Here is a 26,442-nt window from a genome sequence, read left to right as displayed (position 1 = left end):
CCTTCCGATTCGTCTCGCTTAACGCGTTCCTATTCTACCACACTATGATAGATCAGGATTTGACGGATCCGACCATCATTCCTTTAACGAAATGGCGTTGAAGAAACGGATAAATCATGATAATCGGAATAGTAGCGACAATGATAACAGCCATTTTGATGCCCTCAGGTGAGGTGTGGGCCAAAGAGCTATAAACTGAGGAAGCCGGATCAATGCTGATATCGTCCGTCTCGAAGAGCTTCTTCAACATCACTTGCAGAGGCCATAATGACGGCTTGTTGATATAATACAGAGCGCTCATGTACGTATTCCAGTGCCCGACGGCGTAAAAAATCCCCAATGAGGCCATTACCGGTTTGGACAACGGCAGTACCATATTGACTATGATCCGCAGCTCGCCACACCCATCGATTCTGGAGGAATCTATCAGCTCCTGAGGCAGCTGCATAAAGAAGCTTCTCATCACGAAAAAGTTAAATGCGCTGATGGCCCCCGGAATCATAAGTGCCCATAAGGAGTTCATAAGCCCCAAATTTTTGATCAGGATAAAGTTTGGAATAAGAGGGGCACTGAATACCATAGTGAACAATACCATCATGACGATGTATTTACGTCCTACGAATTCCGGCCGCGACACCGGATAAGCGAGAGAAGCTGTCGCAATCAGATTAATGGCGGTGCCCAGTACCGTAATATAGACGGAAACACCGAACGCCCGCCAAATGGAATGATCGCTGAAAACGTACTGATAATTGATCGCGGTAAATTCCTTTGGCAGCAAGCCTACCCTGCCATTAATAATTGCTTCAGAGCTGCTAAAGGACTGGGCAATCACATTCAGAAACGGCAGAAACATAGCCAAAGCGAGAGCGGTCAGAAACAAAAGATTGAACACATTAAATAGATTCTGGCCGCGAGTATAGCGTACTCTCATCATCCCTACCTCCATAAAGAGCGATTAATACAGCGATTCACCGGTTGTTTTTTTGCTCAAAATGTTGCCGATGAGCACCAGAATGAGTCCAACTACCGACTTGAATAGCCCCACTGCTGTTGTATAGCTGTATTGCTGAGACAGCAGCCCCGCCTTATAGATATAAGTGTCCAGAATCTCCCCGTTCCCGGTATTAAGCGCGTTCAGGAATACCCATACCCGCTCGAAGCCAAGATCAAGAAATCTCCCGATATGGAGAAGGAACAAAATCATAATCGTCGGTATAAGAGACGGCAGTGTAATGGCTAAGGTTTGTTTCCAGCGCCCGGCTCCGTCTACTTCAGCAGCCTCATAAAGATCTGGGTTTATTCCTGCCAACGCGGCCAGATAAATGATCGTACCGTACCCGGAATCCCTCCAGATACCGGAACTGATCAAAATCGTGCGAATGTATGAATTTTCACCAAGAAAATAAATCGGTTCAAAGCCGAAAGCTTGTAAAGCCTGATTCACAATCCCTGTTCCTGGGGAGAGGATACCCAAGGCGATACCGCTGACAATTACCCAAGATAGGAAATGGGGCATATAAACCACCGTTTGCAAAAACCGTTTGTAAAACACAAGCCGAATTTCATTCAGCAGAAGCGCAAGCAATATTGGAGCCGGAAAGGCGAATATAAGATCATACAAGCCTAGCAGAATTGTATTGCTCAAGATTCTTCCGAAATCCTGGTATTGGAACATCGTCCTAAAGTGCTCGAGTCCCACCCATTCACTGCCTGTAAAGCCTTTAAAAATATTGTAGTTCTGAAACGCAATAACTGAACCAGCCAACGGCAAGTACTTGAAAATAATAAAATACAAGATCCCGGGAATCGCAATCACATAGAGTGCTCTGAATTTCCACATGTTTAAAAGCAAGGACCTTTTCGTGTCGGCTTTGTAGTTAATAAGGTCAACCCCAGTTAACTTAGCTTTCATAACCGTTTCCTATAGGTCCTGTTTTCAGCAGGTTCGCCGGAGCATTCTCATCCAGGGGAATTTCTTGAAATTCGACGGTAATAAATCGTTCCTCCCGTTCAATAATTCGGGATAACTCCCGCGTGAATACGGTGACTATCTCCTCCTTCTGCTCACTCGTTCGGCCTTCGTACATCCTAATCTCAATATGTGGCATCGGCTTTCCTCCATTTCCTTAAATAGTGAATGAATCTAACCTCATTCTACCTACAATAAAGCGCTTGCAATATGGAGTTTCTATGAGTGAGCTTGTGTTTTCTTTAGGGTATAATCGGTAACGGCCAACCCTCTACTACTACATGATCATTTTTGAAATAATTGCAACTTATACTGTCAATAAGATTCCCCTGCAGGATGATCCCTTTTCCAGCAAGAAGTCGAATACCGTTCGTATTGCCAATCAGCGAATTTGCGATCAATTGAACGTCCTGCGGGTCGCCCGCTCCGATATCATTTGCTTTGCTGTCGCCGGGATCATGCTCAAGGGATACAGCCCAATAATTCGACGCGGTGTTGTTGCGAATGATATTCTCCTTAATGATAGTACCTGGCCCGTTCAAAATCTGAATGCCCTTGGCGTTCTCTATATGCGTTGTATTCTCAATCACATTTCGCTCAATGACTGTATCCGGGGTGCCCATAGTTACATTGATTCCTTCTCTTGTATTACGAATCGTATTGTCATGGATATAGTTACGCGGTCCTGACTTACTGTGATTGCTGGGTGCTGTACCCCCGGTGTTTCCCAGTCCGATCGCCGCGCCGTAGGGAATATCGCTAATCACATTGCCGTATATCTCGTTCAAATATTCGAGTTCTCCGTGCAGATCGATGGCATCCAGCTTTGTATTCATAAACTGATTGTTTCGCAGGACATTGTTATGGGCAACAAATTGGATCAGCGCCCCATGCCGCAAATAAGGGCCTTCGAAATGGGAGTCCTCCACAACATTCCAAACCGTGTCGTTCTCATACCCGTTGCGATCCTGCTTGGCCATGCCCTGAATCGACACACCATAGCCAGCACCGCCCGGACCTACATCTGTCGCATTTCGGAACGTGCTGCGGCGTACGACGATATCACGGCTGTTGTCGATACGCACACCCATACGTGAATACTTCTCTACAGTAACTCCATCAACCGTGACGTTGTATGACGGAACCTCACCAAAATTTGCGATGGTAATCATGCTGTCGGGACCACCGGCGTCCGGGTTGTTCACTTTGTGATCCGTCGTGTAGACACCGTTCCATGTAGAAGTCAATGTGAGATTAGTTATGGACAGATCATGCTGTCCGGATACTTTCATCAGGGCGCTGTTTTTTACCTTATTGAGAGATGTCTTGAGGATGGTTGTTGATTGATCCTCACCGCGAAGGTTTACTCCTGACTTGAGCTTCAAATTGACAAGAGTATCCAATGTTGAGTTCAAATTATAAACCCCAGACGGCAAATAGACCTCATCGCCGGGCTCAGCACTGTTTATGGCAGCTTGAATAGCAATACCGTCATCTGTGTCGTTATCGGCGAGATCAGCATTATAGTCCAGCACGTTCAAGATGCGCCCAGTGGTAGTAGGTGAGGAATGAACCGGATGCACCGTACCCTCAGGTTCGGTTAATCCGGGAGCTGTGAATGGGATCGGTTCCCGGGGGGGATTAGGTGTGTAGTTCGGGATGCTGGCTACAGGTGTATCGCCATTTGCGAACGGCGCATAGATGTTTACCTCCGATAAACTTGTAAACGCGCTGCCATCAGAATTTCCAAGACCCACGATCCGCACATATCTGGCTTCTGTGTCAGGAAGATCAAAAGGTTGCATCTCTATGGTTCTGTACATGCTTGCACCAGTCCATATGGTAGTCCAAGCCAAACCGTCATTTGAAGTTTCGATACTCAATTGAGCCGTACGCGTGTCACCTTTATAAACGGCAATACCTAAATAACTGATCTGCTTCCGTTCGCCTAAATCGTATTGGACCCACGGGCTGTTACCTGCGGCGGACCAACGGGTGAACAAGTTATTATCGATGGTATTCGTTGCGATATTGCCATCGCTGTCGCTGGCTGTCACGTTTGCAATCGCGTAAGGAATGATGGGTTCTGTAAGCGTTGACCACGTAAAAGAAAGCGGTACGGATGTATTGCCCGACTGATCCACCGCTTCAACCTTAAAGCTGTACGCCGTGCTAGGGCTAAGCCCAACGGCTGTATACATTGCACCGGTAACATTGGATAACAGGGTGTTATCCCGGTATACGCGATAGGAGCCGATACCTTGATTATCGCTGGCGGCCGGCCATGAAAGTTGAATGAACTCTGTACCTATATTGACAGCTTTCAGAGAACTTCCATCCGGCCAGGAAGGTTTCTCATGGTCGCTTGAAGGTGCAACCGCTTCTTGAACAACAAGCTGTGGACGGGGGTTGCTGTTGCCATTAGCTTCTTTCGAATAGACATTGAGGGAAATTCCAGTGCTTGCCGCATCACCAAGCAGAAAAGCGATATTACCGCCCGATGCGGACAATCTTTCTCTGACAAACTCGGACACATCGATGCTGTAAACCTGTGGAGCTCCTGATTTGTCTGCCGTTACGGTAAATTTCCCACTTAACGAAGCAATGGTCAGATCTGTGACAGGCGCATTGCTCCAAGTCAGCTCCGATTCAGTCCAATTTATATCCTTTAGGCCGAATAACGAAAGTTCGAGGTCCGCATTGGATGAACCCTTTTTGGCAGCAACATTAAAAATGTACCTGTTTACAGGATTGCTATATGAAGAGACATCAAATTTAAAATACACATATTTCTTGTTCTCGGCGCCAGAAGAAATACTGAACAATCCATTGCTGCTGCCCGTCGCGCTATTGAAGTTTACAGTGGGCTTGCTGCTGTCGATGACTGCATCGTCGCTCGGTGCCAGACTGGCTAGATCGCGATATACAACCTCATCATCAGGTGTTGTTGCCATTCGATTCTTTACATATTGATCCATAAAAGCCCAAGCCTCGGCGCTTGCTTGCTCAGCCGCTTCGCCTATAAAACCGTGACCTTGTTTAGGTACAATTTTTACATCGACCACTTTCACGCCTGCATCCTTCAATTGATTGGAGAACGTAATGCTGTCCGTGTATGGGATCGTTGCATCCACATCCCCATGGCGGATGAAAAAAGGCGGATCGTCCGGTGACGCATAAGTGCCAGGCATGGCCAACCTTGCCTGGTCTGGCACAGAGAACGCGTCGTTCCCGCCTAAAAGCGCTTTCACTGATTTATAGCTATTAGCGAAGTTTGTTGTAAAATCCGCTGGACCGTAGAGATCGACAACGGCTTGCACTTGATCAGAATATTGCTGCCAACCGCCATTCCCTGCCAAATCCGGAACATTTACGGTATGTCCTGTATCCAATGTGATTGTCTCGCCTGACTTAATGTTCCCAGTCGTACCGAGCAGTGAGGCCAGATGCCCCCCTGACGACGAACCCCATACACCGATCCGACTCGGGTCCAGATGGTATTCTGCCGCATGCGCGCGCAAGTAACGAATAGCAAGCTTCACATCCTGAATTTGCGCCGGGAATGGCGCTTCCGGGGTTAAGCGGTAATCCAGCGATACTCCGATATATCCTCGCTTGGTTACATAGTTGCAGATACTGGCAAGGGCTTGCTTCCGGTCTCCGTGATTCCAACCTCCGCCATGAATGTATACCATCACTGGCACGGGTGCTTGAGGCAGGATCTTGGGTACGGCAATCGAAGTATAAATCGGCCGCGTTCCAGCATTCCCAATCCGCACATCTTCATACAGCTTAACGCCTTCAGGAACCACAAACGGCTTAGGTTCAGCCGGTGTAGGGATTGGCACCGGTGTCTCTGCGGGTGGTATTCCGGGAATCGCTTGAGCTTTGAGGGCGACACTATCGATGTACATATTCGCGCTCATAAGCTCCCCCACACGAACCCGGATTTTGACGTTCGGGTTGTTGTCAGCTCCGCTGCCCAAGTTTTGGACTTTGAGTTGGTTCGGCTCACTGTTCTTTTGTTCCAGCGTTCCTGGGGGCAGCTTAAATTCCTCCAGCGTTGTCCAATTTATCCCTCCGTCACTTGACCATTCTAGAATGACGCTTCCTCCGATGTAGGAGGATGCCCGTGTATAATAACTCAATTGAAGATTGCGGTACCCCGTCGAATTCACTGGCAGCGCCAATGCATCCTTGCCATCGATTTTCACCAGATTCGGTACGGACGGGGCCGTGGACGAAACCGAAGTTTTCGCCATACTGTTTCCTTCGCCTTCCTGCAGCCAAGGCCCCGGAATGGCAATACCACCGGTAGATCCAAAATTGTCAGGGTCATCGAAGTTTTCCTCGTAGAGCGTAACATAGTCATCGGTTATTCCGTCTGCATAAACTACAGTAAGCGCTTGCATTTCCAAAGGCGAATATAACAAAGCCAAAGCCAACAGTACTCTAATGCCCACTCGAAAAGCTTTCCTATATAGTCCGTTTCTCAAATGAATTCCTCCCTGACATGGTATAGGTAATCACAAGCATTATGGAGTTCAAACCTCTTGTGAGATGCAGCTTATTAATGTCGGGACAAAATCACACCGTCGTTATTGTTATAACGTTCTGTTGCTTCCTTGACGACGTCACTTCCCCCTTTCTGCAGCCATTCCTCCACCACCTTCGGATAGTCGGAAATCGGCTTTTTTCCGTATACCATATTGATCACATGCGTCAATATAACTGGTGGCAATTTATCTCCACCTGGGGTGATGTCCGGGTTTTTCTGATAGCCTTTTACTTGCGGTTCAAATTGAATCCCGTCGCGTCCCTCATTCGCAAGTACTGTGTCGTAGAGCTTCATCAAATCTTTTCCTTCGGGTGTGAGACTAAGCGCACCTTTATTGTAGGTAGTATCCTGTACGAACCACAGCAGGATTTGACGGAACGTTTCTTCATCAACTTCATCAGCTGTTTTCGGTCTGTTATAGTTAATATTTCCGTTCTCTACAGTGTAGTTTTCCCCTTCAATTCCGAAGGTAAAAAACTTCTCCGCTTCGTCACTAACCATCCAGTTGAAAAACTTGACGATCCCGGCAGGGTCTTTCGCATTCTTGTTAATTAAATACGCTCGCGGCACCGTACCGACAAGACGAAGTCCCCCCTTACCGTCTGGCCCTGTGGGCGAGGCGATCAGCTTCATTTTACCAGTAGGCACCTGTTCTCTTAGCTGCTGATCCCATTGGATCAACAGGTTCGCATTCATGTTCCAGATGCCCGCCTTGCCTGCAAGAATATCGTTCTTAAATTTCGTGGGATTAATTGTGACGAATTCCTTGTTGATCAGTCCTTCGTCGAACATTGTCTTGTACGTTTGGATCGTCTTTTGCATATTTTCGATATTCATAAATTTCGGGACAATTTGATCCCCTTGTTTCATAAAGAAATTAGCAAAGGTATCGTAAGATCCGAAGAACATATCCGAATATACAAAGTCCTCCCGGCCCATATAAGGATTCTCCACACCCAGCTTCTTAAAAGCACGCATGACATTCAGGAAGTCATCTACTGTTTTAGGCTCTGGCAGCCCTGTTTGTTCCAAAAGATCCGCACGAATCCAAGTTGCCCGGCGTGACGGATTGGACAGCCATTCCGGAATCGCATAGATATTACCTTTCGCATCGGTCTCCTTCTCCCATGCCTCCTTCGGGACTTTCTTGAGAAGATCCTGCCCATACTGCTCAAGCAATTCATTTAGGGGCATGAATACTCCGGCCTCCACGGAACCTGCCAACTGAGGGTTCGTCAGCCCAGAGCTTGCTTGCACGACATCCGGAATGTCGTTGATCGCGAACATTTGAATCATTTGCGAATCAAAATTTTTCTGCTGCATCAAACGGATGTTAAGATCTGTATTTGTAAGTTCCTCCAGCTTTTTGACCCATTTGTCATCATTGATATTCGGATGATTGTCTGCATACGAAATGTTTCCGCTCCGGAACGATATGGAGAAAGCAGTGGTTTTTTCCGGACTCTCCCCTGCTTGTTCTTCTCCTCCCTTATTAGAAGAGGAACATCCATTCATAGAGACGGCTAATAATGAAACTCCCACCATGGTAAGCATCCAACGCTTCATTTCCATCAACTCCCTATTATAAAATTGGGGACACTTCGGTAGAATGACTAGAAGTTCGGAGGGGTTCGATCATGGGCCGCAACAGCTTTGCTAAATGCTCGCTCATTAGCGTGTGTCCATAATCGGAAGGATGAATAAGATCGGAGGTCAGCGAGGTTAGATCGCGCATGACTGATGCGCCATCCAGCAGATGTAGTTGTGGATGTTTATTGCTCTCATAGTAACGAAGCAGCACTTCGTTAAAAACCGCCTCTTGGACATGAAGAAGATGGCCTGTATCAAGAAAATACGTTGCACGATTCGGATAAATCGTAGTAACGAACACAGGTTTGTCAGGATGATTTTTGATAACCCGGTCCAGCATGTAAGACACTCTACGCTTGAATTCCTCTGGAGACACTACAGCACGCATATTGACACCAAGTTCCAGAAACAGAAAATCCCAATCCTCACGTTCAGCCAGATGATCGGCAACTACGTCCTCGCAATAACAAGATCCGCTAAGCGCAAGATTTAGCACATCCACACCAAGTCTGCGCGCTGTCTGCTGTAAGTAACCATTGAAATGATGCGTGGATCCCGCGCTCTGGCTGATGGAAGATCCATAGGCGAGCATCGTAAGCTTCGGTACCTCTTCCGGTCTAGGCGCACGTACTTCACAACCAAAAGCATCCACATCGTAGAAAACAGCTCCGAAACGATCAAAATGCAAACGCCATACGTTAGAGGAAAATCCAGACTGATTCAGCCGCTTACTTGATACCTCTGTAAAACGTTCCGGCTCCTCCAAGTGCAGAGTGGTTACCGTACCCGCCTGCAGAAAATGCTGAGAATGAAAAAAATCCCCTCTGCATACCACAACGCGGCCGTTACTATCATTCGATCCGACAGTGACCCTAACATGCTTGGATTCGGTGACAAACCGCAATTCGCAGCCGTTCGATTGTATAGCTTTGGTTCTTCCTTTCTCTGACAAGCCATTGCGCACATGCTGTGGAAAACGCTGGAGATGCAATCCAGATTGATAGGGTTTATGAACCAGCTCCGAAACATTGTGAAAATAAACGCCTTCCTTTTCCATCTTTGCAGCTACACCACCTTAATAAAATCGAGTTCGCGTTAACTCATATCTGACTTCTATTGCATCATATAATAACAACAAAAGCATAGTCAACAAGTTTTTATGTTTATTATGAGTCATATATGAGTCAATTCTTGTGCAACAAACAAATACTTCAACATACCAAAAAGCACAGATTCAGAATTGAACCTGTGCCGGGATTTTCACATAAACTTTCAGTCCTCAAGAGTGCTGAGTCTCCTGATTTACCGCATTCAATATTTCCTCAAGCCTGCGGCATAACTCGTCGTTGTCCAGTAGACCTGAAACAAACATCATGATATCACGTTGAATCTCTTTCAACTGGAGGTTGCTCAAACCCAGCTCTGTAACCAGACGATAGGTAGGGAAGATCTCACGGTAAAGCTGAAAACGGGCCGGACGATACCCCACTTCCTCACCTTCCCAATCCATCACCAAACGGTTGGCTGCAATATTCAGTGTTTTGCGCCTAATGATCAGTTGCGCCTCGTGTGAGGTGAGAAAATCAACGAGCAGCATGGATGCATCCTTGTTCTGTGATTTGCTGTTAACCGCCAGTCCATTTATAATCAGCAGCGTATCAGCATTTTGCAGCCGCGGCAATGGAGCAATATCGAATGCCAAATCGGATTGACGCAATTGATTCAAGAAGTAATAGGTCGTCATAATCATGGACACTTTGCCTTGCAAGAACAAGGCTTCCGCATCCGCATCGCTCTCGGACAATACGGCTGGAAATACATCCTTCATGCCTATCAGCTTACGAATGGTTCCTAAACTGTCGAGTAGCTTTGAGCCACTGAACCGGAATTTGCCTTCGTCATCCTGTTCTGCCGCAAACGTCGTACCGCTCTGAAGCAGGAACAACGGCCACCGGTTACGAGAAGGCAAATAAAAATAAAAACCATACCAGTCATGACCTTCAGCTACCTTTCGACCATTAGCGAACAAATCGTCCCAGGTCCAGCTACTGTCTGGTGGTGATACGCCGGCTTCCTTAAAGTGCTGTTTATTATAACAAAGCACGACTGGAGAATAAATGAAGGGGCGAACGCGATTACGGTCACCATACCTGAACGGGTCGGAAAGAAAACGATACGTGTCCGGCTGTTCCTCCATCGGCTCCAGCAGCTCCGTACAGCCTTGCTCCAAAAAATCCTGATAATTGTTATTATTCATCAGTACGACATCCATGATTTCCGACTGCAAATATTCCTTCAAAGATGTCGAGTAGTTTCCTGAAGACAACTCGAGCGGCTGAACGTCGATATGCGGATAGCGTTTGCCGAACTCATTCAGTAGCTCTTGCATCTCTACAAGCTTGGGGATGGTGTTCACATATCCGAACTTGATCGTCGTTCTGCCTTCCTCTACGGGGGGAATTACCCGATTGCCAACACGCGGAATTTTCTCAATTAAGCCTTCATCCACCAGCACCTTGAGCCCGTTGCGCACAGAAGCGTTGCTAAGTCCGAAGCGCACCTCTAAGTCGCTTTCTGAAGGAAGATAACTGCCGATCGCTATACTTCCCGAATGAATTTCATGTCGCAAGGTTTGAATCATTTCCTCTAGCCTGATACGGAAAAATTTTCTGCTATTCCTTTTCTGCATTGGGTTTCCTCGCCATCTTCCGATTAATCGAGCCCATAGGGACAAGTTTATATAGTATTCATCATACTGAAATCCTTTGGGAACGACAAGTATCGGAGTCTGGCCCCATATAGCGTATGTTCTGCACCCACGGTGTCATACAGAGCGGTCAATACACCGTAATCCTCTTAATACCCCATATAACTCTCCAAACCGGCTGGATCTATAATGAGCATTTGCTTGTTTCCGATTAGCTCAATAAGACCTGAATCTTCAAACCTTGAGAATTTTCTGCTAATAGTTTCGCGGGTGACCCCAACATAACTGGCCAGCTCTTCACGAGACAACGGAAGGTCAATATGAATATGAGTGCCACGCTGCTTACCATATTTGTCGCTGAGTTCCATGATCATATAAGCAATTCGTATTTCGGGATCTTTGGTCGCCAGGCTTTGCGCCAGATTTTCCGTATGGGCTAGTCTTTTGGTCACACTCTTCAGTAGTCTGAGCGAAATATCCGGATTATCCCTCATCAGCTGCTCCATATCCGTTCGGGTCAGCATGCAAATGTTAGTGTCTTTCAGAGCATAAGCACTGAAGTTACTCAGCTCATCGCTGTTAAAAATGCTCAGTTCCCCGAAAAAGTCTCCATTCGTCAAGATGTGCAAAATTTGTTCCTTGCCCTCAGGAGTTGTTTTGGATAATTTAACATGCCCTCGCTGAATAATGTACAGCGTATCTGACGGCGCCCCTTCCAGAATTAAAGGTTGACCTTTAGTAAACTTACGATGCTTGATCATAGCGCTGATCCGGGAGAGATCGTCATCGCTTAACGCAGCAAAAATAGGCACCTTGCGGGTACAAGGTTCAGCAGCGTATTGGCAAGAATACTCCTTCATAACTGTCCCCCCTGTTGTTCATTTTTTTGTACAACTCCTACTTTCCTTTAGGATACAGAAGTTTTTTTATCTTCAACCGGCGCAAAATGACTGGTATCTTCACCGCATACCGGACAGACCCAATCTTCAGGCAAATCTTCAAATGCAGTGCCTGCAACAACATCCTCATCGGGATCGCCTAATGCCGGATCATAGATATAACCACAGGGTAGACAAATGTATTTTTTCATCTTTATCATCTCCTAAAAAGTTAATAGTTTAGTTCAACCTGGTTTGTACTTCAGCCATAATCTCCTCGATGCTACTCCCGTTAACATCGATCCCCTCAAGGGAGATGCCATACTCTACAGCGGTTTTATACCCAAGAGAAGCAGCTGCACCTTGCCAGGATATCGCACCGATCATTGTGTTATCTTTCACATAGATACGCGTAAACGCCCCATTGTCATCTCCGCTTACCGCCGTATCGCAACACTGTTCATCCACGTTGCCTATCGAAAATAAAGAGATACCAAAGGCGGTAAACAAGGTAACCGGAACGGCTCTACGATACGCCGTCAGATTGGCGACCATATTACTGCCGGCAATCCTGCCCTGCTCAATCGCTCCGCCCCACAGTCCTTCCACATGCCCGTTAATTTCAGCCACATCTCCGGCTGCATACACATGCGGATCATTTGTTTGCATTTGTTCATTTACGATAATGCCCTGCCGGACTTGAATATTCGAGCCACTTACCAGTTTCGTATTCGGTACAATACCAATAGAGTAGACTACATGGTCACAGGAAAAATGAGATTGGTCGTGCAGCGTAATTCCGGTAACATACTCAGTTCCTGTTATAGACGCTACATCAGCTCGAAGAATAACCTTCACACCTGCTTGTTCAAGGTTCTCTTTAAGGAGCTGTGAGGATTTCTCATCAAGCTGTCTGCCCATCAACCGGTGAAAAGCTTCGATCACCGTTACCTGATATCCAGCTTCATGCAGCGCCCAAGCGGTTTCGATTCCCTGCACTCCCCCACCGATTACGGCTACATGGCTGCCATCCTGCAGGTTTTCTTTCAATCTGTCCGCGTCGTTCATATCCCGGAGGGTATGAACATTGTTCAGGGCGAAGCCCTCAAGGGAGAGTGCACGATTCTTCGCTCCCATACACAATAAAAGCTTATGATAAGAAACACTCTGCCCATCTTCTGTCACAACTATTTGCCGGTCCGGGTGGACAGAACGGATTCGGGTCGAGGTTTTTACGGAGATACGGTTATCGCGGTACCATTTTTCCTTTTTAATCAGCACCTTCTCACTGTGCAGGTCGGTAAACAGCCCTTTGGTCAGCTTAATCCGGTTATAGGGCAGTTGACTTTCCTCCCCGAGGATCGAAATTTCCGATTCTGCGTCTTGATCACGGATGGCTTTGGCGGCATGGACGGCGGCTACTCCTCCGCCAACAATAACGTAATGTTTTGTCATCCTATGTTCCTCCTCCCTAAAATGAACTCAGCAGCAAATCCGAAACAAATTCAGCCGCATTTTTAATTTTTTGAACTTTCTCAGGCTCTTTCGGGGAAAATCTGATTCGTACAGGGAACTCTACATGTGTCATCCCCGTGGTTTTAATAACCTCAGATGTGCTTTGCACCGTCATGTTTGTTCCATTCAGATAATCCTGAATGACTTCAATGGCTTCACCACTCCAGCCGTAGGAGCCAAAGGCTGCAGCAAGTTTACCTTCCAGATTCATATTGTGCAATTCTTTCAGAATGTTCTCCAGGTTCCCAATCATGTCCGCGTATTTAGTGGAGCTGCCAATAAAGACCGCGTCCGCTGACGTTATGCTGTTCAGAATATCAGTGGCACTACTTTTATCTGCATCCCAGACCTCTGTCTCTATATTATTTTCCTGCAAGCAATCCTGTATGATTTTGGCCATCTTCTTGGTACTGTTTTTGATGGTGGTATATACGATGGTTGCCTTTTTTCCTTGCGTCGTTTCACGGCTCAATGTGGCGTACATCCCGATATATTTACGTATGTCCTTCCGGATCACAAATCCATGGGAAGGAGCGATCATCCGGATCTCAAGATCCTTAACAGCCTCTAACAGGGTTCTTACATATCTTCTGTGAGGATGAATAATTGCTGCGTAATAGCCCTCGAAATCTTCCGTAATATCAAACCCGGCTTCATCGCTGAATAGATTCTCCACCGCAACATGCGTGCTGAAAATATCACAAGGAAATAAGATTTGATCTTCGATACAATAGGTGATCATCGTTTCTGCGGTATGGAGATACGGTGTTTCTTTAAACAGCAGCGTTTTCCCGCCAATATCCAGCTTATCTCCGTCTTTAACCACCAGGAAGTTCCGGCTATGAAGCTTGTACATTTCCTGCAATTCGGGAACAGCAATCTCGGTGCATACGATCGTGGCATTTGCAGCCTTGGCAGCGAGAGCTGCCAGTCCACCAGAGTGATCAGGCTCTGTATGATTAATTACAATGTAATGGATATCTAGAAGATCAATCATTTCACCCAGACACTCGGCATATTCACGTCCGAATTCCATATCTACGGTATCAATGACAGTTGGCTTACCTGTTTTTAATAAATAAGAATTATAGGTAGTTCCTTTTGCCAGAATCAGGCGGTGAAATGGAACCGGGCGGTTATCGATTTTGCCTATCCAGTAAGTATCCTCGGCGATTTTTTTGAATTGTGTACTCATTTCTTTAACCTCCAATGTTTGATTGATAATGTTTATCAACAACCTTATTTTATTATGGCTGCCAAACAAAAAAGAGGATTTGAATCAAATTATAAAAGTTTGAAAAAAATGAATACCTTAAATTTAGACGATCTAAATAAAGTGATTATGCGTTGAGTCACATTTTAAATAAAAAGCCACACAAATGTTTGCACTTCGCCTTAAAGAAAGAATAACCCATAACAACTTTATGCCATATCCTAATGAAAATAATAAAAAGGTGGATATCCATGACTGAAATACAAATAGCTGCTGTGGGAGATCTAATGGTCAAACGTTATATTATTTCGGATGCTAAACAGCCTGACGGAACCTATTCGTTCAGCCCCCTGTTTGCAAAAGTAGCTCCTTATCTGAAACAGGCTGATTTGACGATTGGCAATCTCGAAACCACCTTTGCTGGAAGTGGCCCCGAATGCCGGAAAAGTCCCCGATCAGGCGGTCCGATATTCAAATGTCCAGACGAACTGGCCCCTGCACTTAAGGAAGCCGGATTCGACGTATTAGTAACGGCCAACAATCATTGCATGGATTATGGTGCCCCGGGTCTGGTTCGGACGTTACGAGTTCTGGACCGTAATGGAATCGACCACACGGGAACAGCTAAATCATTAGAAGAATCCAAGAGAACGCTTATTAAAAACGTCAAAGGAATTACGATTGGCATCCTCTCCTACACAGCAGGAACCAACCGAATTCCTGTACCAGTGAGTAAGCCATGGCTGGTTAACCGGATATCTACGCCCAAGATCATTCGGGAGATTCGAGATTTAAAAAAGAAAGTCGATCTAGTCTTGCTTTATCTGCATTTCGGAAGCGAATATCGTTACACTCCAAACAAGAGGCAAAAAGAGCTGGTCAATCTCTTCTTTAAAAATGGCGCCGACATCATACTGGGGTCTCACCCACATGTTCTTCAACCGTTAGCGCTTCGTGGAAAAAAACAATTCGTTATTTACTCATTGGGGAATTTTGTTTCGACTAAACTAATGAATATTCCTTATACACAAAGCGGTATCATTCTTACGCTTAAAATAAAGAAGGATGAAAAAGGACACACGAGTATAACTAACGTAGGTTACATCCCGACTTGTGTAGATCGAAGAATAAAAAGCGGCAGGAAAATTACAGAGATCATCCCCATCCGCGACGCATTAAAGAGAAGCGACACCGACATAAAAACAGAACGGCGAAATCTCATGAATCGAATGTTGAAACATACGACAACAATCTTAAAGAGGGAATAGAGTCGTTACAGAAAAATAACGTTCCGCGGAATTTACCGCGGAACGTTATAGATTTAGACCTCAAAACTGTGTTTGGGTTTAGCGTAAACGATCAGGCATCATTAATTTAAGGAATTCTAGAATACCATTCTCTACTACAAGTTCTTCTCTATCTTGATCAGCAAGTACTCTTCTGATGATATCTTCTTTACCCTCCAGCACTTTACTTGTCCAATGAGGATCAATGATAAGAGATCGTCCTACTGCTACTAATTCAGCATTTGTCAACGTGTCCTCTGCGTCCTGTTTGGTACGGATATCTCCTACCCCAATTAAAGGTACACGGCCATTGATTTTCTCATGTACATATTGCAGGATTGATTTTTCTTTAAAATCTTCTGATGCAGATACTTTCTTAAAATCCCCTAATGAAATATGCAGATAATCCAGCTTTTTATCAGCTAATTTATCAATAAGATAAAAGGTATCGGTGATTTTAATTCCAGGCTCTTCATATTCTTCTGGAGAAAAACGATACCCGACAATAAAATCCTTAACCTTTGAATTGTCAACGACAGCAATAACTGCATCCACTAATTGGTTAATGAAATTAAATCTTTTCTCTAAGCTTCCGCCCCATTGATCTTCACGACGGTTGGAGTGTGGAGAGAAGAATTGTTGGATTAAATATGTGTTTGCTCCATGAATTTCTACCCCGTCAAATCCAGCTTGAATAGCACGTTGAGTCGCTTTTTTAAAATCCTCAATTACACCGAAAATTTCATCTTCTGTTAATGCTCTTGGAATTTCTGCATTCGGGCGTTCGGCAGCAATGGCGCTGGAGGAAACGGGTTGTACGCCACGCAATATTTTTGAATCTGTCATTCTTCCTGCATGGAATAGCTGTAAAATAGCCTTTGTTCCATTTCGTTTAATAGTAGATGCTAATCGGCTGAGGCTAGGAATAAATTCATCGGAGGAAACACTAAGTTCACCTTCCCATCCTTTTCCACCCTCTTGTACATTTGCTGCCGCAGTGATGACCGCACCTACTTCGCCCGTTCTTAGCGAATAGTATTTCAATTCATCTTGTGTTACTACACCGTCATAAAAGCTCATTCGCGTGGTCATTGGAGCCATAACCACTCGGTTTTTTAATGTCAGCCCTCTGCGAAAAGTTAATGCTGTGTCTAGTGCTATCATCTTTTTCCCAACTTTCATTAAATTATATTTAGATAAATTATTATATACATGCGCATACATATAAATTACAGCAATGATTTATTCTTGTCAACTAATAAAGAACTGCTGTTGGATACAACAAAAAGCGCTGTTCCGCTGAACAGCGCTTTTCGCTCGTTATGAATCGTCCTTATTATTCTAGTTCGGCCGGTTTTACAATGGCTGCACCTTTATTATTTTTGGAATATTTAGCTTCGATTTTCGTGGTGTATGTATCTTTGGCTCCATCACTTACCAGCACATAACTCAGATCGACTATCAGCTTTTCCGTTTGCCAGGTCTTAGTATTGACGAATAATTTCCACGTTACGCTTTTGGGTTGAACTGTCTCTCCATCCCAGAGGTTCTCCTGGTCATAGAGTTTGATTATCCCCTTAGCTGCTGTCGGATCGGTTACCGTGAATTGTAAGACTGTTTGTGCGCCAGCAGTGCTGACTTTCATGGATTTTTTATAACTTTTGACCGAATCAAGCATGGAAACAGGATCGTATTGGCCTTTAGAGTAAAAGGCATCCCATTCCGTTTTCTCCAGTCCAAGCCAATATTGTGCATCAGGATCGATTGGCTCCCCGTCATCGTCGTAACCTTCATCTTCAGATTCATCGATCAGTTCACTTCCGTCTACAAGATAGTAAAACTCCTTGTCATTGGCATATAGACTGTACGATGTTTCTAAAAGACTACTAGCGACAGTGCCTGCTGCGGCAAAATTCGGCAGACGGTTGATATCCAGCTTCAGAGTGTTGGTGTTGCTGATACGCACCCCGCCGCTTTGAATATCCTGTTTTTTGGTCACATCCAGATGGAAATTCTTTATTGCTTTGGAGGCTGCCGTTACTTTGTTGATCATCTGATCCGCGGTTACTACTGTTGAGGTAGCTGCTGACACTACTCCTGGATTAGACATCCATCCGATCGTTCCGGACAGCAATAAAGCACCTACTGCCAAACTAGTACCTATTGTTTTGAAAAAACTGTTCATGTACTTCCCCTTTCGGCCCCTTGCGATAATGTAACGCCGTATAGGTCGAAATAATAAAAGAGCTCAAAATAGACTACATATTCTTAGAGCTATCCTTTATGCTTCATAAGACATCCCTATGGCGGCCTGGCGATCATTTCCTTCTGTCGAAAGGCTTTAGACCCATGGCTTTGTGTCATCATCTTTCGATGATTTTACCTTTAACGCGGACATTCAATTAGTTTTAATAGATTACGGACGCATGTCCCACCGCTAATTTTATCATGGTTATAATTACCTGTAAACGACTTATCTTCCATTCGAATTCGCTATGATACTCAGAAGAAATACTACAATCAAAATGAAAAATGAACGATTACATACGCTTATAAGTCTTATTAATGAGAACAGTAAAGACAGGGGGTGCAGCAAAATGAGTGACCGGGAAATTTTCGAGCTCTATAAAGAACAAGTATATTATTTTTGTTACTACTTAATGAAAAATCAGGCAGATGCGGAGGATATTTCCCAAGAGGTATTTGTAAAAGTTATCTTAGCGGATAAGTCGAAGGTAAGAAACTTGAAAGCTTGGATTTTACGAATTGCTTCGAATGAGTGCAACAGTGTGATCAAAAGGCGTAAGACGGGGTGGATGAAAGAAGTACGTAATTATTTACTATCCAGGTCTGAGGAATCAAACCCTGTAGAAAAACGTTTGGATCGACAGGAAACTAAAAAAGAATTACAAGGGTTATACAGTCAGCTTTCCGACAAAATCAGAATGGTAGTAGTCCTTCGTTTTATAAACGAATTGACTGTACCCGAGATCTCTAAAGTTATGAGCATACCCGAAGGAACTGTAAAATCCAGACTGAACAAGGGACTTAAAATACTAAATAGAATGGGTGGAACCCAACTAAAGGAGCTGAATAGTAATGAGTCTGTATATTGAAAAAGATAAACATATTCCCCGACCGGATTATGATTTGATGTGGACTGCCATAAAACAAGAAGCTTATACACGTCAAAGAAATCTGCATGCCTCCCAGAATACTCCTAGGTCTAATAAAAAGGTTATTCCTATCAGTATTGTCTTCTCTTGCCTCTTACTTGTAGCCATTCCTGTATTCGCTAGTATGACGATTAATTGGGATAAAATTGGTGGTCGAAGTGTGAGCAATGCATTAAATAACGGCATCGGTCAACAGTATAATCTTCAAACTTCCAGTTCAGGAGTAACAATGAATTTGAACGGTGTTGTAACTGATGGAGAAAAAATGAAAATGCTGTTATCACTTGATACTAAATCTGATCTATCCAAATATACTGGATTTGCTACAGAGGAAAACATCATGACTAGTGAATCCGGTGCCAAGGCAAAGGTATACGGTTATTTAGAATACGATCCTGAAAGCCAGAAACTCATTGGAGTATATGAGACACCCGATACATTAAAGGATGATAAAAAGGACTACAGGTTTGAAGCACGGAATCTCATTTTTTACAGTGATCGGAATATTCCCTTACAATCTAATCATCAAGCAGGGGATACTATCAATACTGGAGTTAAGCAATATCCAAGCCTTCAAATCGAATCCGTTCGATATGTTTCCAATCAAACCATTATCCGTTACAAAGTCGCTGCATCACCATCTGACTTAGGACGGGGTAACCCACATTTGGTAGTTAGTACTGGTGGTCAAGAGAATGAAGCAATTCCAACCATCATGCCTAACGAAGGATCGGATTTATTTATTGAACAGGTTTTCAATATAACTGAATCAGATTGGAAGGAAGCTAGTCTTCATTTTAGTTACATTGAAGAAGCGAAACGATTTTCAGGTACGTGGAAGTTCGATTTTAAAGCAGATGGACAAAAAGCAAGTGAGGCGATTTACACTAAGAAACTGTATAACAGTCCTGAATTTCAAGAAAAGACCGGCATAACCTTAGATCAGCTAGTGGTTACCCCTTTAGATATCCAAATTCTAATAGATGAAAATGATTCGCTTAAAAAAGGAATTGTCCACTATAATACCGCTCAGTTGGTTATAGGTGATCAAACAATCACTGGGGGTTGGAATTTGAAGGGAGATCATTCCGAAAGCTACCAGCATTTATTTCAATTCGAATCTCCGGAATGGTATAATGACTGGTCCGATGTTCCAATGAAACTTATATTAAAGGATGCTGTCATTGAGAAACGTGATACTACTAAGAATTGGATCACTATAAACAAACCTAAAGAAGAAAAGCAGTTCACTTCACTTGATGTCGATGGGTTAAAAATTGAATTCACTTACTATACTGAGGGCGAAAATTTGATTGTCGAATCAACATCCAAATCTTCTGGCTTCAAAAGCGTTAACCAAACTACGTTACGGATTAATGGCAAAGAAGTGGTGCCTGAAATTACACCTAAGGGCATGATATCTACAGGAACTAATATTGATAGCTACAAAGATATCCCTTTCGACGAAAAAATCGAACTGAACCCTGGAATCTATAAATATAGCGATCCTAGCCGGAACGAGGAAATTAAACTTTAATGCAGGAAGTTAATCTATGTCCCGCCCTTTCTAGTTAATCCTAAGGGCGGATTATTTATGGATAAAATCATTTCTGTTTATGTTTCTCTTTTATTTCCTTCACAACAAAAAAAGCATAGAACGGACTCAAGTCCGCTTTATGCTTTCCATTATTAAGATAAACAATATTTAACCAGCGCATCTCGCACACCATGCTCGTTGTTAGACCCCGTGACAGCATTCGCTGCCGCTTTGACCTCAACCGGAGAATTATCCATCGCAACGCCCATACCCGCGTATGTAAGCATAGAAATATCATTAAAATAATTACCGATCGAAAGAACTTCCTCTTGCGGAATTCCCAGCTTCACAGCCAGATTCTTTAAGGCGTTGCCCTTGGAGGCTTCCGGATGCATCAAGTCAACGAAAAATTCACCACTGCGCAAAATATTGTACTCATGGGTCCAAGTACGCCATTCACGTTCAGCTTCGTCAAGGATTTCTGGTTGTGTAAATACAGTAAACTTAACAACCGGTTCACGGAAATCTTCCCATGCTGGCAGTGTAGCCGGCACGATACGGAAGTGTTCATACATATAATTGGCTTCTTTGGTCAGGTTTTCTACATTATCTACATACATATCAAAAGCCGTATTCACATCATAATGAATATCATGCTTTCTACAATAATCAATATAAGGGTCAAGACCACGAGCATCCATACCGTATTGATGCAGCACTTCCCGATCTTTCACACGAACCGTAGCAGCTCCATTATGACCCAGCACATAACCAGACAGCCCCATTTCCTCCATAAAAGGAATCGAGTTCTGCGGACTGCGGCCGGTACATAACACGATCTGCCCGCCAAGACGCGTAACCTCAGCAATAGCTTCTTTATTCTCAGTGCTCAAGTGGTGATCATCATTCAACAGTGTACCATCTACATCTAGTGCAATCAGTTTGTATCTCATACTCCCACCATCCTTGTCTTTCTTTTTCTATATATATTGAACCTGGCTATTTGAGTTAAGTTTCAGTCGCAACTGCGGTGAATATTTGGACTTCCAGCCGCTGTTGTTTCCAGATTTCTTGATTTATACCGTTTACTAGTGGTTGAAATCCGGAAACAAAGGCGGTCGCTATCGCTTTTACAGTTCCAAATTTCCCCTCCGCCACTTCATTCCCTAATCCCAAGTTTCCAAATTCAATTTACATACCATTTTTTCTCTATATTATTGTTCTAATGCTTCTGTACTTAAGAGTGCCAGTTCCTCTAGCGTAAGTTCACGACTAGCTCCCAGTGGCAGGCTTTCGTCCAGCTTCAATTCTCCCATAGATACTCGTTTCAGAAAAGTGACTTTTTTGCCGACAGCTTGGAACATTCGCTTAACCTGGTGAAACTTTCCTTCTGTGATGATCAGCGAAATATGTGAGATTACTTTACTGCCGCGTTCTCTTCCCAATATAGTTAGCTGTGCAGGTAAAGTAACATATCCATCTTCCAGCTCGACACCTGCCGCAAAAGCCGCTACATCGTCTGCATCTACGTCTCCCTCAACTGTTGCTTCATACGTCTTAGGGACATGCTTGCGTGGCGATAGTAGCTCGTGAGCAAGCTTTCCATCATTGGTGAGCAGAAGCAGCCCTACTGTGTCCTTATCTAACCTTCCTACAGGAAAAGGTTCAAACTGTACATATTCCTGCTTTAAAAGATCCAGAACGGTCCGATCCCGCTTGTCCTCTGTTGCCGACAGAACTCCCGGTGGCTTATTCATCATAAGATAAATAAATTCACGATAGGTAACAAGCTCGCCGCCAACCACAATTTTATCGTGATAAGGGTCTACATGAAATCCACTATCCTTGACGACTGCACCATTCACGGTAATTAAACCTTGCTTGGCTTGTTTACGAATATCGCTGCGTGATCCTACCCCCATATGGGACAATACTTTATCTAAACGCTGCTTTTTTGCAGTTTTCCCTGATAGGCTCATTCTTACATCCACCTCCAGCCTGCGGGATATTCATTCTTGAGCACACCGTCCTGCCACTTCCCCCAGCCTGCACTATAACCATCTATGCAGACCAGTACGTATCCTTTTTGGGTAGTTCCTATTTTAATAGAGAGACGTTCTTGACTAATCAACAATGTCTCTCCTTTAAGATAGGAAATAGCCTCATTACTCGTACTGGAAAGTGAGACACTTCGGCAGCTCTCTTCAGGGTGTAACGCGGTAGCCATTGGATGTCCTGGGATAAATCTGCCGTTACGGACATGTCCTACATACCATCCTGGACGAATCGCCTTTAATCCATTTAATCTTTCCTTAGGTAGTGGGGAGATGTACAGATGATCACCGAAGAAAATCGGATACCCTTTTGGCTCCCAGCCAAGCTGGTCTTTTATAAAATCTCCATATGCAGCTAAGGCTTGCTCTTCTCCTGAACCTTGACGGCCACGTTCAGCGCCAGCAGCAGATTTATTAGAGAACTTACCTTCTTTCCCTCGTCTGGCTTCTGGTTTGTTTGCGGATTTAATATGAGCAGTGCCTTTTTTATTCGTATTCCGTGTAACTGCACTCAACTTAACTTCGGCTTGATCACGTTCCTCTGCAGATACCTTTGGCCCCACATGCTGCAGCACAGCCATGAAATGTCCTTCACCTTTTACTTTATGCGGCCATAGTCTTGCTGTCCCTGATAGTTCTCCAAAACCAGGAGCAAATGAGCCAGTGCCTCCAACTGTAATCACCGAAAACTGTGGATGTTCAGAAATAAACTCCGCTATAATTTCTTCATTTTCTTCTGTAGCAAATGTACAGGTTGAATAGACAAGTGTACCTCCCGGTGCCAACGCTGTTGCAGCAGAACGTAAAATATCCCGCTGCATGGCAGCATATTTGGCAGGTGTACCTGAATCCCACTGCTTCACCATGTCTTCGTCTTTACGGAACATCCCTTCACCTGAGCAAGGAGCATCAATCAAGATTTTGTCAAAATAAAGCGGGAATGCCACTGCAATATGATCTGGACTTTCGTTTAATACGATACCGTTGCGCACCCCATATAGCTCTAGATTTTTGGCTAAGGCTTTCGTGCGTTCTGGATGAAGATCATTGGTAACCAACAAGCCTTCTCCTGAGAGCTTGGCAGAAATCTGTGTGGATTTGCCCCCAGGTGCAGCGCATAAATCAAGGACACGATCTCCTGGCTGTACATCAAGCAGTTCCACAGGTGCCATAGCGCTTGGCTCTTGAATGTAATACAATCCCGCGTGATAATGTGGATGTTTACCTGGTCTGGCCCCATCCTCTGTATAGAATCCGGTTGGACACCACGGAATGGGTTCCAGCTCTAAAGTGGAAAGAGCTTGCAATTTCTCCACTGAAATTTTCAAGGTATTAACACGAACGCCTCCGTTAGGGGTCTCCTTGTACGAATCCGCAAATTGATTATAATCCGTTCCCAGCAAGTCCATCATACGCTCGCTGAAAGAACTGGGCAGTTGTGCCGCCATGATGCCGTCCTCCTGATAGTACTGCTAAAATTTAGGTGTTTAAAGATTCAAGGAACACCCTTACGGGTGTCCCTTTGGCAATACTCATTTATAGAGGATCATTATTAACGATGAGAAGAGGTCGGTCTTTGAGGACCTCGTCGTTGAGGATTATTCGGTGTGATCACCTCAGCCGCAGAGTTCACTTCATCCGCTAGACCTTGATCAATGATTTCTATAGTCAGATCATAATAAGAAAATGGCTGCTGCTCACACGACTCCATGCGGCGAACATAATCCTTCACTTCCACCACTAGCTTAGCCAAATTAATGCCGAGTGTCACTGCTGAATATTCTTCCAGCTTGGCAGCAGCCCCGCTTAGCATAATCGTTGCACCACGCATATTATTATTGCGGCAATGGTACAACCCAACAGCTACTTGGAGAAGTGCTTTGTACAATGGGTCGCGTTGCTTGGCAAGCCATAGCTCTTCGAGCACCTCGTGACATTCGAAATAATCCCGGTCACGATTAAAGTACACTAGATACGCCAAGTACAACGGATCATAAGCCATCCGGCAAACTATCCTTTTTAGCTGCGGAGAGAAGTCCCCGTACATGATCCAGAAGCTCCTTCATCGCTTCCATGTCCTGAGCCTGCCATATTTCGTTAAATCGAGCCTGAGTATCTATAGCCTCATTCACCAAATGATAGAAATACAATTGATGAATAGATTTGAGAATTTGAGTCGTCATATTCGAGTTTTCCTCGAAGGTCTTTTGCGCTTCTAGGATTTCATCACGAATACTGGACATTTCGCTGTCCAAGATGGAGGCTGCTTCAGCTGCGGTTTTCAGGCGCACTCGCATTTCATCCGGCAAGCTTTCCCGATATTTATAATTCAGAGAGTGCTCTATGGTTGCCCAGAAATTCATAGCTAGTGTACGAATTTGGATCTCTGCGAGCACTATTTTTTGTCCCAGAGCTGTCTGCACAGGATATTTAATAATCATATGAAAGCTGCGATACCCGCTCTCTTTATAATTGGTGATGTAATCCTTCTCATACAGGACTTCAAGATCCTTACGAGCCCGGATATATTCGGCCACTCTGCGGATATCCTCCACAAACTGGCACATAATCCGGATCCCGGCTATATCTTCAATGCCTGTCTCCAGATCCTCCATCTTCACATTCAGGCGCTTAGCCTTCTCCAAAATGCTTGACAGCCGCTTTACACGACCAGTTACGAATTCAATCGGCGTGTATTCCTCTCTTTTCTTCAACTCCGAACGCATTGTTTTGAATTTAACTTTCAATTCTTCCACAGTCTGTTCATATGGAAGCAAAAAAGTTCCCCAGTCCCTGCCGTCCATCGCCTTCGTCCTCCTGTCCTTTCGACTCCTTCAATCAGTGATGATCAGCACCCACTGCTTCAGAGATATGACTGAATCCGTCCCGCCGTAAGAGCTGCCGTAATCCGGCATGCAGCCTGCGGTTAACCTCCGGTCCTTCGTAGATGAGTGCTGTATAAATTTCGACCAGACTTGCGCCTGCTCTTATCTTGTCATACGCATCCTGACTGGTGAATATGCCCCCTGAACCTATGATCGGCATCTTCCCTTCAGTCTGGCGATAAATCCTACGAATGATTTCCGTTGACCGGTCACGAAGTGGCTTACCGCTTAATCCACCTGTCTCATTAGCCTTTTCATGACTAAGTCCATCCCGGTTCAATGTAGTATTCGTAGCAATAATACCATCCATACCAGCTTCTGTCAGTGATTGAACCATATACTCCAACTCAGAGTCACTTACATCTGGAGCAATCTTAACCAACAAGCTCTTATTCAGGCCTGTGGCTTTACGCTGAATCTCCATTTCTTCCTTTACTTGTGCCAGCAGGAACGCTAATTCGCTGCCATGCTGGAGACTGCGCAGCCCCGGTGTATTTGGTGAGCTGATATTGACCACAAAAAAATCACCGTACGGATAAAGCGTACGGATACACTGACGATAATCTTCATGAGCCGCTTCATTACTAGTTATTTTATTCCGTCCAATATTTACTGCTATTGGAACTCTGCGATTTTTTAATTTTTTTAGACGCTCTGCCATAGCGTCAGCCCCTTCGTTATTGAAGCCCATACGATTGATCAGAGCTTCATCAGAGGGAAGACGGAACAAACGCGGGCTATCATTACCCGGTTGACCCTTAGGGGTAACCGTCCCCACTTCCATAAATCCGAATCCGATCGAAGAGAATCCAGTAACGGCCTCGGCATTCTTATCCAAGCCTGCTGCCAGTCCAACTGGAGTCGGAAAATGTATGCCAAACAGATCAACTGCTAAATCTGCCGTTTCAGGAACGCCATACATTAAACGCAATGCCGTGCTTCCCCCTGGAACTGATGATGATTTATCCAATCCACCTATGACGAGATGGTGAGCCTTCTCAGGGTCCAGCTTAAAGAAAATTGGTTTACCAAAATTACGATACAACACCGTTCTCGCTCCTTAAGGGGTAC

22 protein-coding genes and 1 riboswitch are annotated in these 26,442 nt (G+C 44.6%); of the genes, 3 read left to right on the top strand and 19 right to left on the bottom strand.

Features of this window, described 5'->3' with window-relative positions; all coding sequences use genetic code 11:
* Positions 1-52: 52 nt before the first annotated feature.
* From MHH50_RS10680 to MHH50_RS10630, 11 genes are all read right to left on the bottom strand, one after another.
* A complete protein-coding gene (locus tag MHH50_RS10680) occupies positions 53-937 on the bottom strand; it encodes a carbohydrate ABC transporter permease (RefSeq protein WP_139329962.1) in 885 nt (294 codons plus the stop codon).
* A 21-nt stretch (positions 938-958) separates the two neighbouring features.
* Complete coding sequence (locus MHH50_RS10675) at positions 959-1,915, bottom strand: ABC transporter permease subunit (protein ID WP_076130130.1); 957 nt, start codon at positions 1,913-1,915, stop codon at positions 959-961.
* On the bottom strand, positions 1,905-2,111 hold the full coding sequence (locus MHH50_RS10670) for a tautomerase family protein (protein WP_076130129.1): 207 nt from the start codon (positions 2,109-2,111) through the stop codon (positions 1,905-1,907). The genes MHH50_RS10675 and MHH50_RS10670 overlap by 11 nt, the downstream gene beginning before the upstream one ends.
* Before the next feature lie 103 nt (positions 2,112-2,214).
* Positions 2,215-6,468: an alpha/beta hydrolase fold domain-containing protein gene (locus tag MHH50_RS10665; protein ID WP_340034286.1), complete on the bottom strand. Its 4,254-nt coding sequence runs from the start codon at positions 6,466-6,468 to the stop codon at positions 2,215-2,217.
* 74 nt (positions 6,469-6,542) lie between these two features.
* Entirely contained in the window at positions 6,543-8,096 is a 1,554-nt protein-coding gene (locus MHH50_RS10660) for an extracellular solute-binding protein (RefSeq protein WP_076130127.1), read from the bottom strand.
* A 16-nt stretch (positions 8,097-8,112) separates the two neighbouring features.
* Positions 8,113-9,177 (bottom strand): GDSL-type esterase/lipase family protein, encoded by a 1,065-nt coding sequence (locus tag MHH50_RS10655; protein WP_076280953.1) that lies wholly within the window; start codon positions 9,175-9,177, stop codon positions 8,113-8,115.
* Positions 9,178-9,399: 222 nt separating this feature from the next.
* The gene (locus MHH50_RS10650) at positions 9,400-10,809 is read right to left on the bottom strand and encodes an extracellular solute-binding protein (RefSeq protein ID WP_076133614.1); all 1,410 of its coding nucleotides are present in this window, start codon (positions 10,807-10,809) and stop codon (positions 9,400-9,402) included.
* A gap of 167 nt (positions 10,810-10,976) precedes the next feature.
* Entirely contained in the window at positions 10,977-11,687 is a 711-nt protein-coding gene (locus MHH50_RS10645; protein WP_051491610.1) for a Crp/Fnr family transcriptional regulator, read from the bottom strand.
* A 47-nt stretch (positions 11,688-11,734) separates the two neighbouring features.
* Entirely contained in the window at positions 11,735-11,917 is a 183-nt protein-coding gene (gene rd / locus MHH50_RS10640) for a rubredoxin (protein ID WP_076130123.1), read from the bottom strand.
* A gap of 28 nt (positions 11,918-11,945) precedes the next feature.
* A complete protein-coding gene (locus MHH50_RS10635) occupies positions 11,946-13,160 on the bottom strand; it encodes an FAD-dependent oxidoreductase (protein ID WP_076309100.1) in 1,215 nt (404 codons plus the stop codon).
* A 16-nt stretch (positions 13,161-13,176) separates the two neighbouring features.
* The gene (locus MHH50_RS10630) at positions 13,177-14,415 is read right to left on the bottom strand and encodes an FprA family A-type flavoprotein (RefSeq protein WP_076309864.1); all 1,239 of its coding nucleotides are present in this window, start codon (positions 14,413-14,415) and stop codon (positions 13,177-13,179) included.
* Positions 14,416-14,684: 269 nt separating this feature from the next.
* Between MHH50_RS10630 and MHH50_RS10625 the strand changes: the two genes are divergently transcribed.
* Positions 14,685-15,701, top strand: a complete 1,017-nt coding sequence (locus tag MHH50_RS10625) for a CapA family protein (protein WP_076130122.1) — start codon at positions 14,685-14,687, stop codon at positions 15,699-15,701.
* Positions 15,702-15,779: 78 nt separating this feature from the next.
* Here MHH50_RS10625 and MHH50_RS10620 read toward each other — a convergent pair whose 3' ends face one another.
* Entirely contained in the window at positions 15,780-16,901 is a 1,122-nt protein-coding gene (locus MHH50_RS10620; protein ID WP_339281918.1) for an NADH-dependent flavin oxidoreductase, read from the bottom strand.
* A 154-nt stretch (positions 16,902-17,055) separates the two neighbouring features.
* Positions 17,056-17,904, bottom strand: a complete 849-nt coding sequence (locus tag MHH50_RS10615) for a DUF6612 family protein (protein ID WP_340034285.1) — start codon at positions 17,902-17,904, stop codon at positions 17,056-17,058.
* A 117-nt stretch (positions 17,905-18,021) separates the two neighbouring features.
* A riboswitch (cyclic di-GMP riboswitch) is annotated at positions 18,022-18,113 on the bottom strand.
* 203 nt (positions 18,114-18,316) lie between these two features.
* On the opposite strand from MHH50_RS10615, the gene MHH50_RS10610 reads away from it, so the two are divergent.
* Both MHH50_RS10610 and MHH50_RS10605 read left to right on the top strand, forming a co-directional pair.
* On the top strand, positions 18,317-18,835 hold the full coding sequence (locus MHH50_RS10610) for an RNA polymerase sigma factor (RefSeq protein WP_340034284.1): 519 nt from the start codon (positions 18,317-18,319) through the stop codon (positions 18,833-18,835).
* A complete protein-coding gene (locus MHH50_RS10605; protein WP_340034283.1) occupies positions 18,819-20,432 on the top strand; it encodes a DUF4179 domain-containing protein in 1,614 nt (537 codons plus the stop codon). Before MHH50_RS10610 ends, MHH50_RS10605 begins: the two co-directional genes overlap by 17 nt.
* Positions 20,433-20,584: 152 nt before the next feature.
* On the opposite strand, the gene MHH50_RS10600 is transcribed toward MHH50_RS10605, so the two are convergent.
* The 6 genes from MHH50_RS10600 to MHH50_RS10575 form a co-directional block, all read right to left on the bottom strand.
* Complete coding sequence (locus tag MHH50_RS10600) at positions 20,585-21,385, bottom strand: Cof-type HAD-IIB family hydrolase (RefSeq protein WP_036689337.1); 801 nt, start codon at positions 21,383-21,385, stop codon at positions 20,585-20,587.
* Between the two features lie 261 nt (positions 21,386-21,646).
* Complete coding sequence (locus MHH50_RS10595; RefSeq protein WP_076186699.1) at positions 21,647-22,411, bottom strand: pseudouridine synthase; 765 nt, start codon at positions 22,409-22,411, stop codon at positions 21,647-21,649.
* A 2-nt stretch (positions 22,412-22,413) separates the two neighbouring features.
* Entirely contained in the window at positions 22,414-23,934 is a 1,521-nt protein-coding gene (locus MHH50_RS10590) for an RsmB/NOP family class I SAM-dependent RNA methyltransferase (protein ID WP_340034282.1), read from the bottom strand.
* A gap of 104 nt (positions 23,935-24,038) precedes the next feature.
* Positions 24,039-24,488: a DUF309 domain-containing protein gene (locus tag MHH50_RS10585; RefSeq protein ID WP_340034281.1), complete on the bottom strand. Its 450-nt coding sequence runs from the start codon at positions 24,486-24,488 to the stop codon at positions 24,039-24,041.
* Positions 24,478-25,290, bottom strand: coding sequence for a GTP pyrophosphokinase family protein (locus tag MHH50_RS10580; protein WP_036689325.1), 813 nt, complete (start codon positions 25,288-25,290; stop codon positions 24,478-24,480). Before MHH50_RS10580 ends, MHH50_RS10585 begins: the two co-directional genes overlap by 11 nt.
* 34 nt (positions 25,291-25,324) lie before the next feature.
* Entirely contained in the window at positions 25,325-26,419 is a 1,095-nt protein-coding gene (locus MHH50_RS10575) for a quinone-dependent dihydroorotate dehydrogenase (protein ID WP_340034280.1), read from the bottom strand.
* Positions 26,420-26,442: the final 23 nt, after the last annotated feature.

The sequence above is a fragment of the Paenibacillus sp. FSL H3-0302 genome, assembly GCF_037982245.1.
Taxonomy (GTDB): Bacteria; Bacillota; Bacilli; order Paenibacillales; family Paenibacillaceae; genus Paenibacillus_AQ; species Paenibacillus_AQ odorifer.
The sequence above is the reverse complement of the archived record's forward strand: the minus strand, read 5'-3'. Positions and strand labels throughout refer to the sequence as shown.

Coding starts and splice junctions, on each gene's coding strand:
- MHH50_RS10680 (WP_139329962.1), bottom strand. CDS start 937: ATGATGAGAGTACGCTATACTCGCGGCCAGAATCTATTTAATGTGTTC.
- MHH50_RS10675 (WP_076130130.1), bottom strand. CDS start 1,915: ATGAAAGCTAAGTTAACTGGGGTTGACCTTATTAACTACAAAGCCGAC.
- MHH50_RS10670 (WP_076130129.1), bottom strand. CDS start 2,111: ATGCCACATATTGAGATTAGGATGTACGAAGGCCGAACGAGTGAGCAG.
- MHH50_RS10660 (WP_076130127.1), bottom strand. CDS start 8,096: ATGAAGCGTTGGATGCTTACCATGGTGGGAGTTTCATTATTAGCCGTC.
- MHH50_RS10655 (WP_076280953.1), bottom strand. CDS start 9,177: ATGGAAAAGGAAGGCGTTTATTTTCACAATGTTTCGGAGCTGGTTCAT.
- MHH50_RS10650 (WP_076133614.1), bottom strand. CDS start 10,809: ATGCAGAAAAGGAATAGCAGAAAATTTTTCCGTATCAGGCTAGAGGAA.
- MHH50_RS10645 (WP_051491610.1), bottom strand. CDS start 11,687: ATGAAGGAGTATTCTTGCCAATACGCTGCTGAACCTTGTACCCGCAAG.
- rd (WP_076130123.1), bottom strand. CDS start 11,917: ATGAAAAAATACATTTGTCTACCCTGTGGTTATATCTATGATCCGGCA.
- MHH50_RS10635 (WP_076309100.1), bottom strand. CDS start 13,160: ATGACAAAACATTACGTTATTGTTGGCGGAGGAGTAGCCGCCGTCCAT.
- MHH50_RS10630 (WP_076309864.1), bottom strand. CDS start 14,415: ATGAGTACACAATTCAAAAAAATCGCCGAGGATACTTACTGGATAGGC.
- MHH50_RS10625 (WP_076130122.1), top strand. CDS start 14,685: ATGACTGAAATACAAATAGCTGCTGTGGGAGATCTAATGGTCAAACGT.
- MHH50_RS10620 (WP_339281918.1), bottom strand. CDS start 16,901: ATGAAAGTTGGGAAAAAGATGATAGCACTAGACACAGCATTAACTTTT.
- MHH50_RS10615 (WP_340034285.1), bottom strand. CDS start 17,904: ATGAACAGTTTTTTCAAAACAATAGGTACTAGTTTGGCAGTAGGTGCT.
- MHH50_RS10610 (WP_340034284.1), top strand. CDS start 18,317: ATGAGTGACCGGGAAATTTTCGAGCTCTATAAAGAACAAGTATATTAT.
- MHH50_RS10605 (WP_340034283.1), top strand. CDS start 18,819: ATGAGTCTGTATATTGAAAAAGATAAACATATTCCCCGACCGGATTAT.
- MHH50_RS10600 (WP_036689337.1), bottom strand. CDS start 21,385: ATGAGATACAAACTGATTGCACTAGATGTAGATGGTACACTGTTGAAT.
- MHH50_RS10595 (WP_076186699.1), bottom strand. CDS start 22,411: ATGAGCCTATCAGGGAAAACTGCAAAAAAGCAGCGTTTAGATAAAGTA.
- MHH50_RS10590 (WP_340034282.1), bottom strand. CDS start 23,934: ATGGCGGCACAACTGCCCAGTTCTTTCAGCGAGCGTATGATGGACTTG.
- MHH50_RS10585 (WP_340034281.1), bottom strand. CDS start 24,488: ATGGCTTATGATCCGTTGTACTTGGCGTATCTAGTGTACTTTAATCGT.
- MHH50_RS10580 (WP_036689325.1), bottom strand. CDS start 25,290: ATGGACGGCAGGGACTGGGGAACTTTTTTGCTTCCATATGAACAGACT.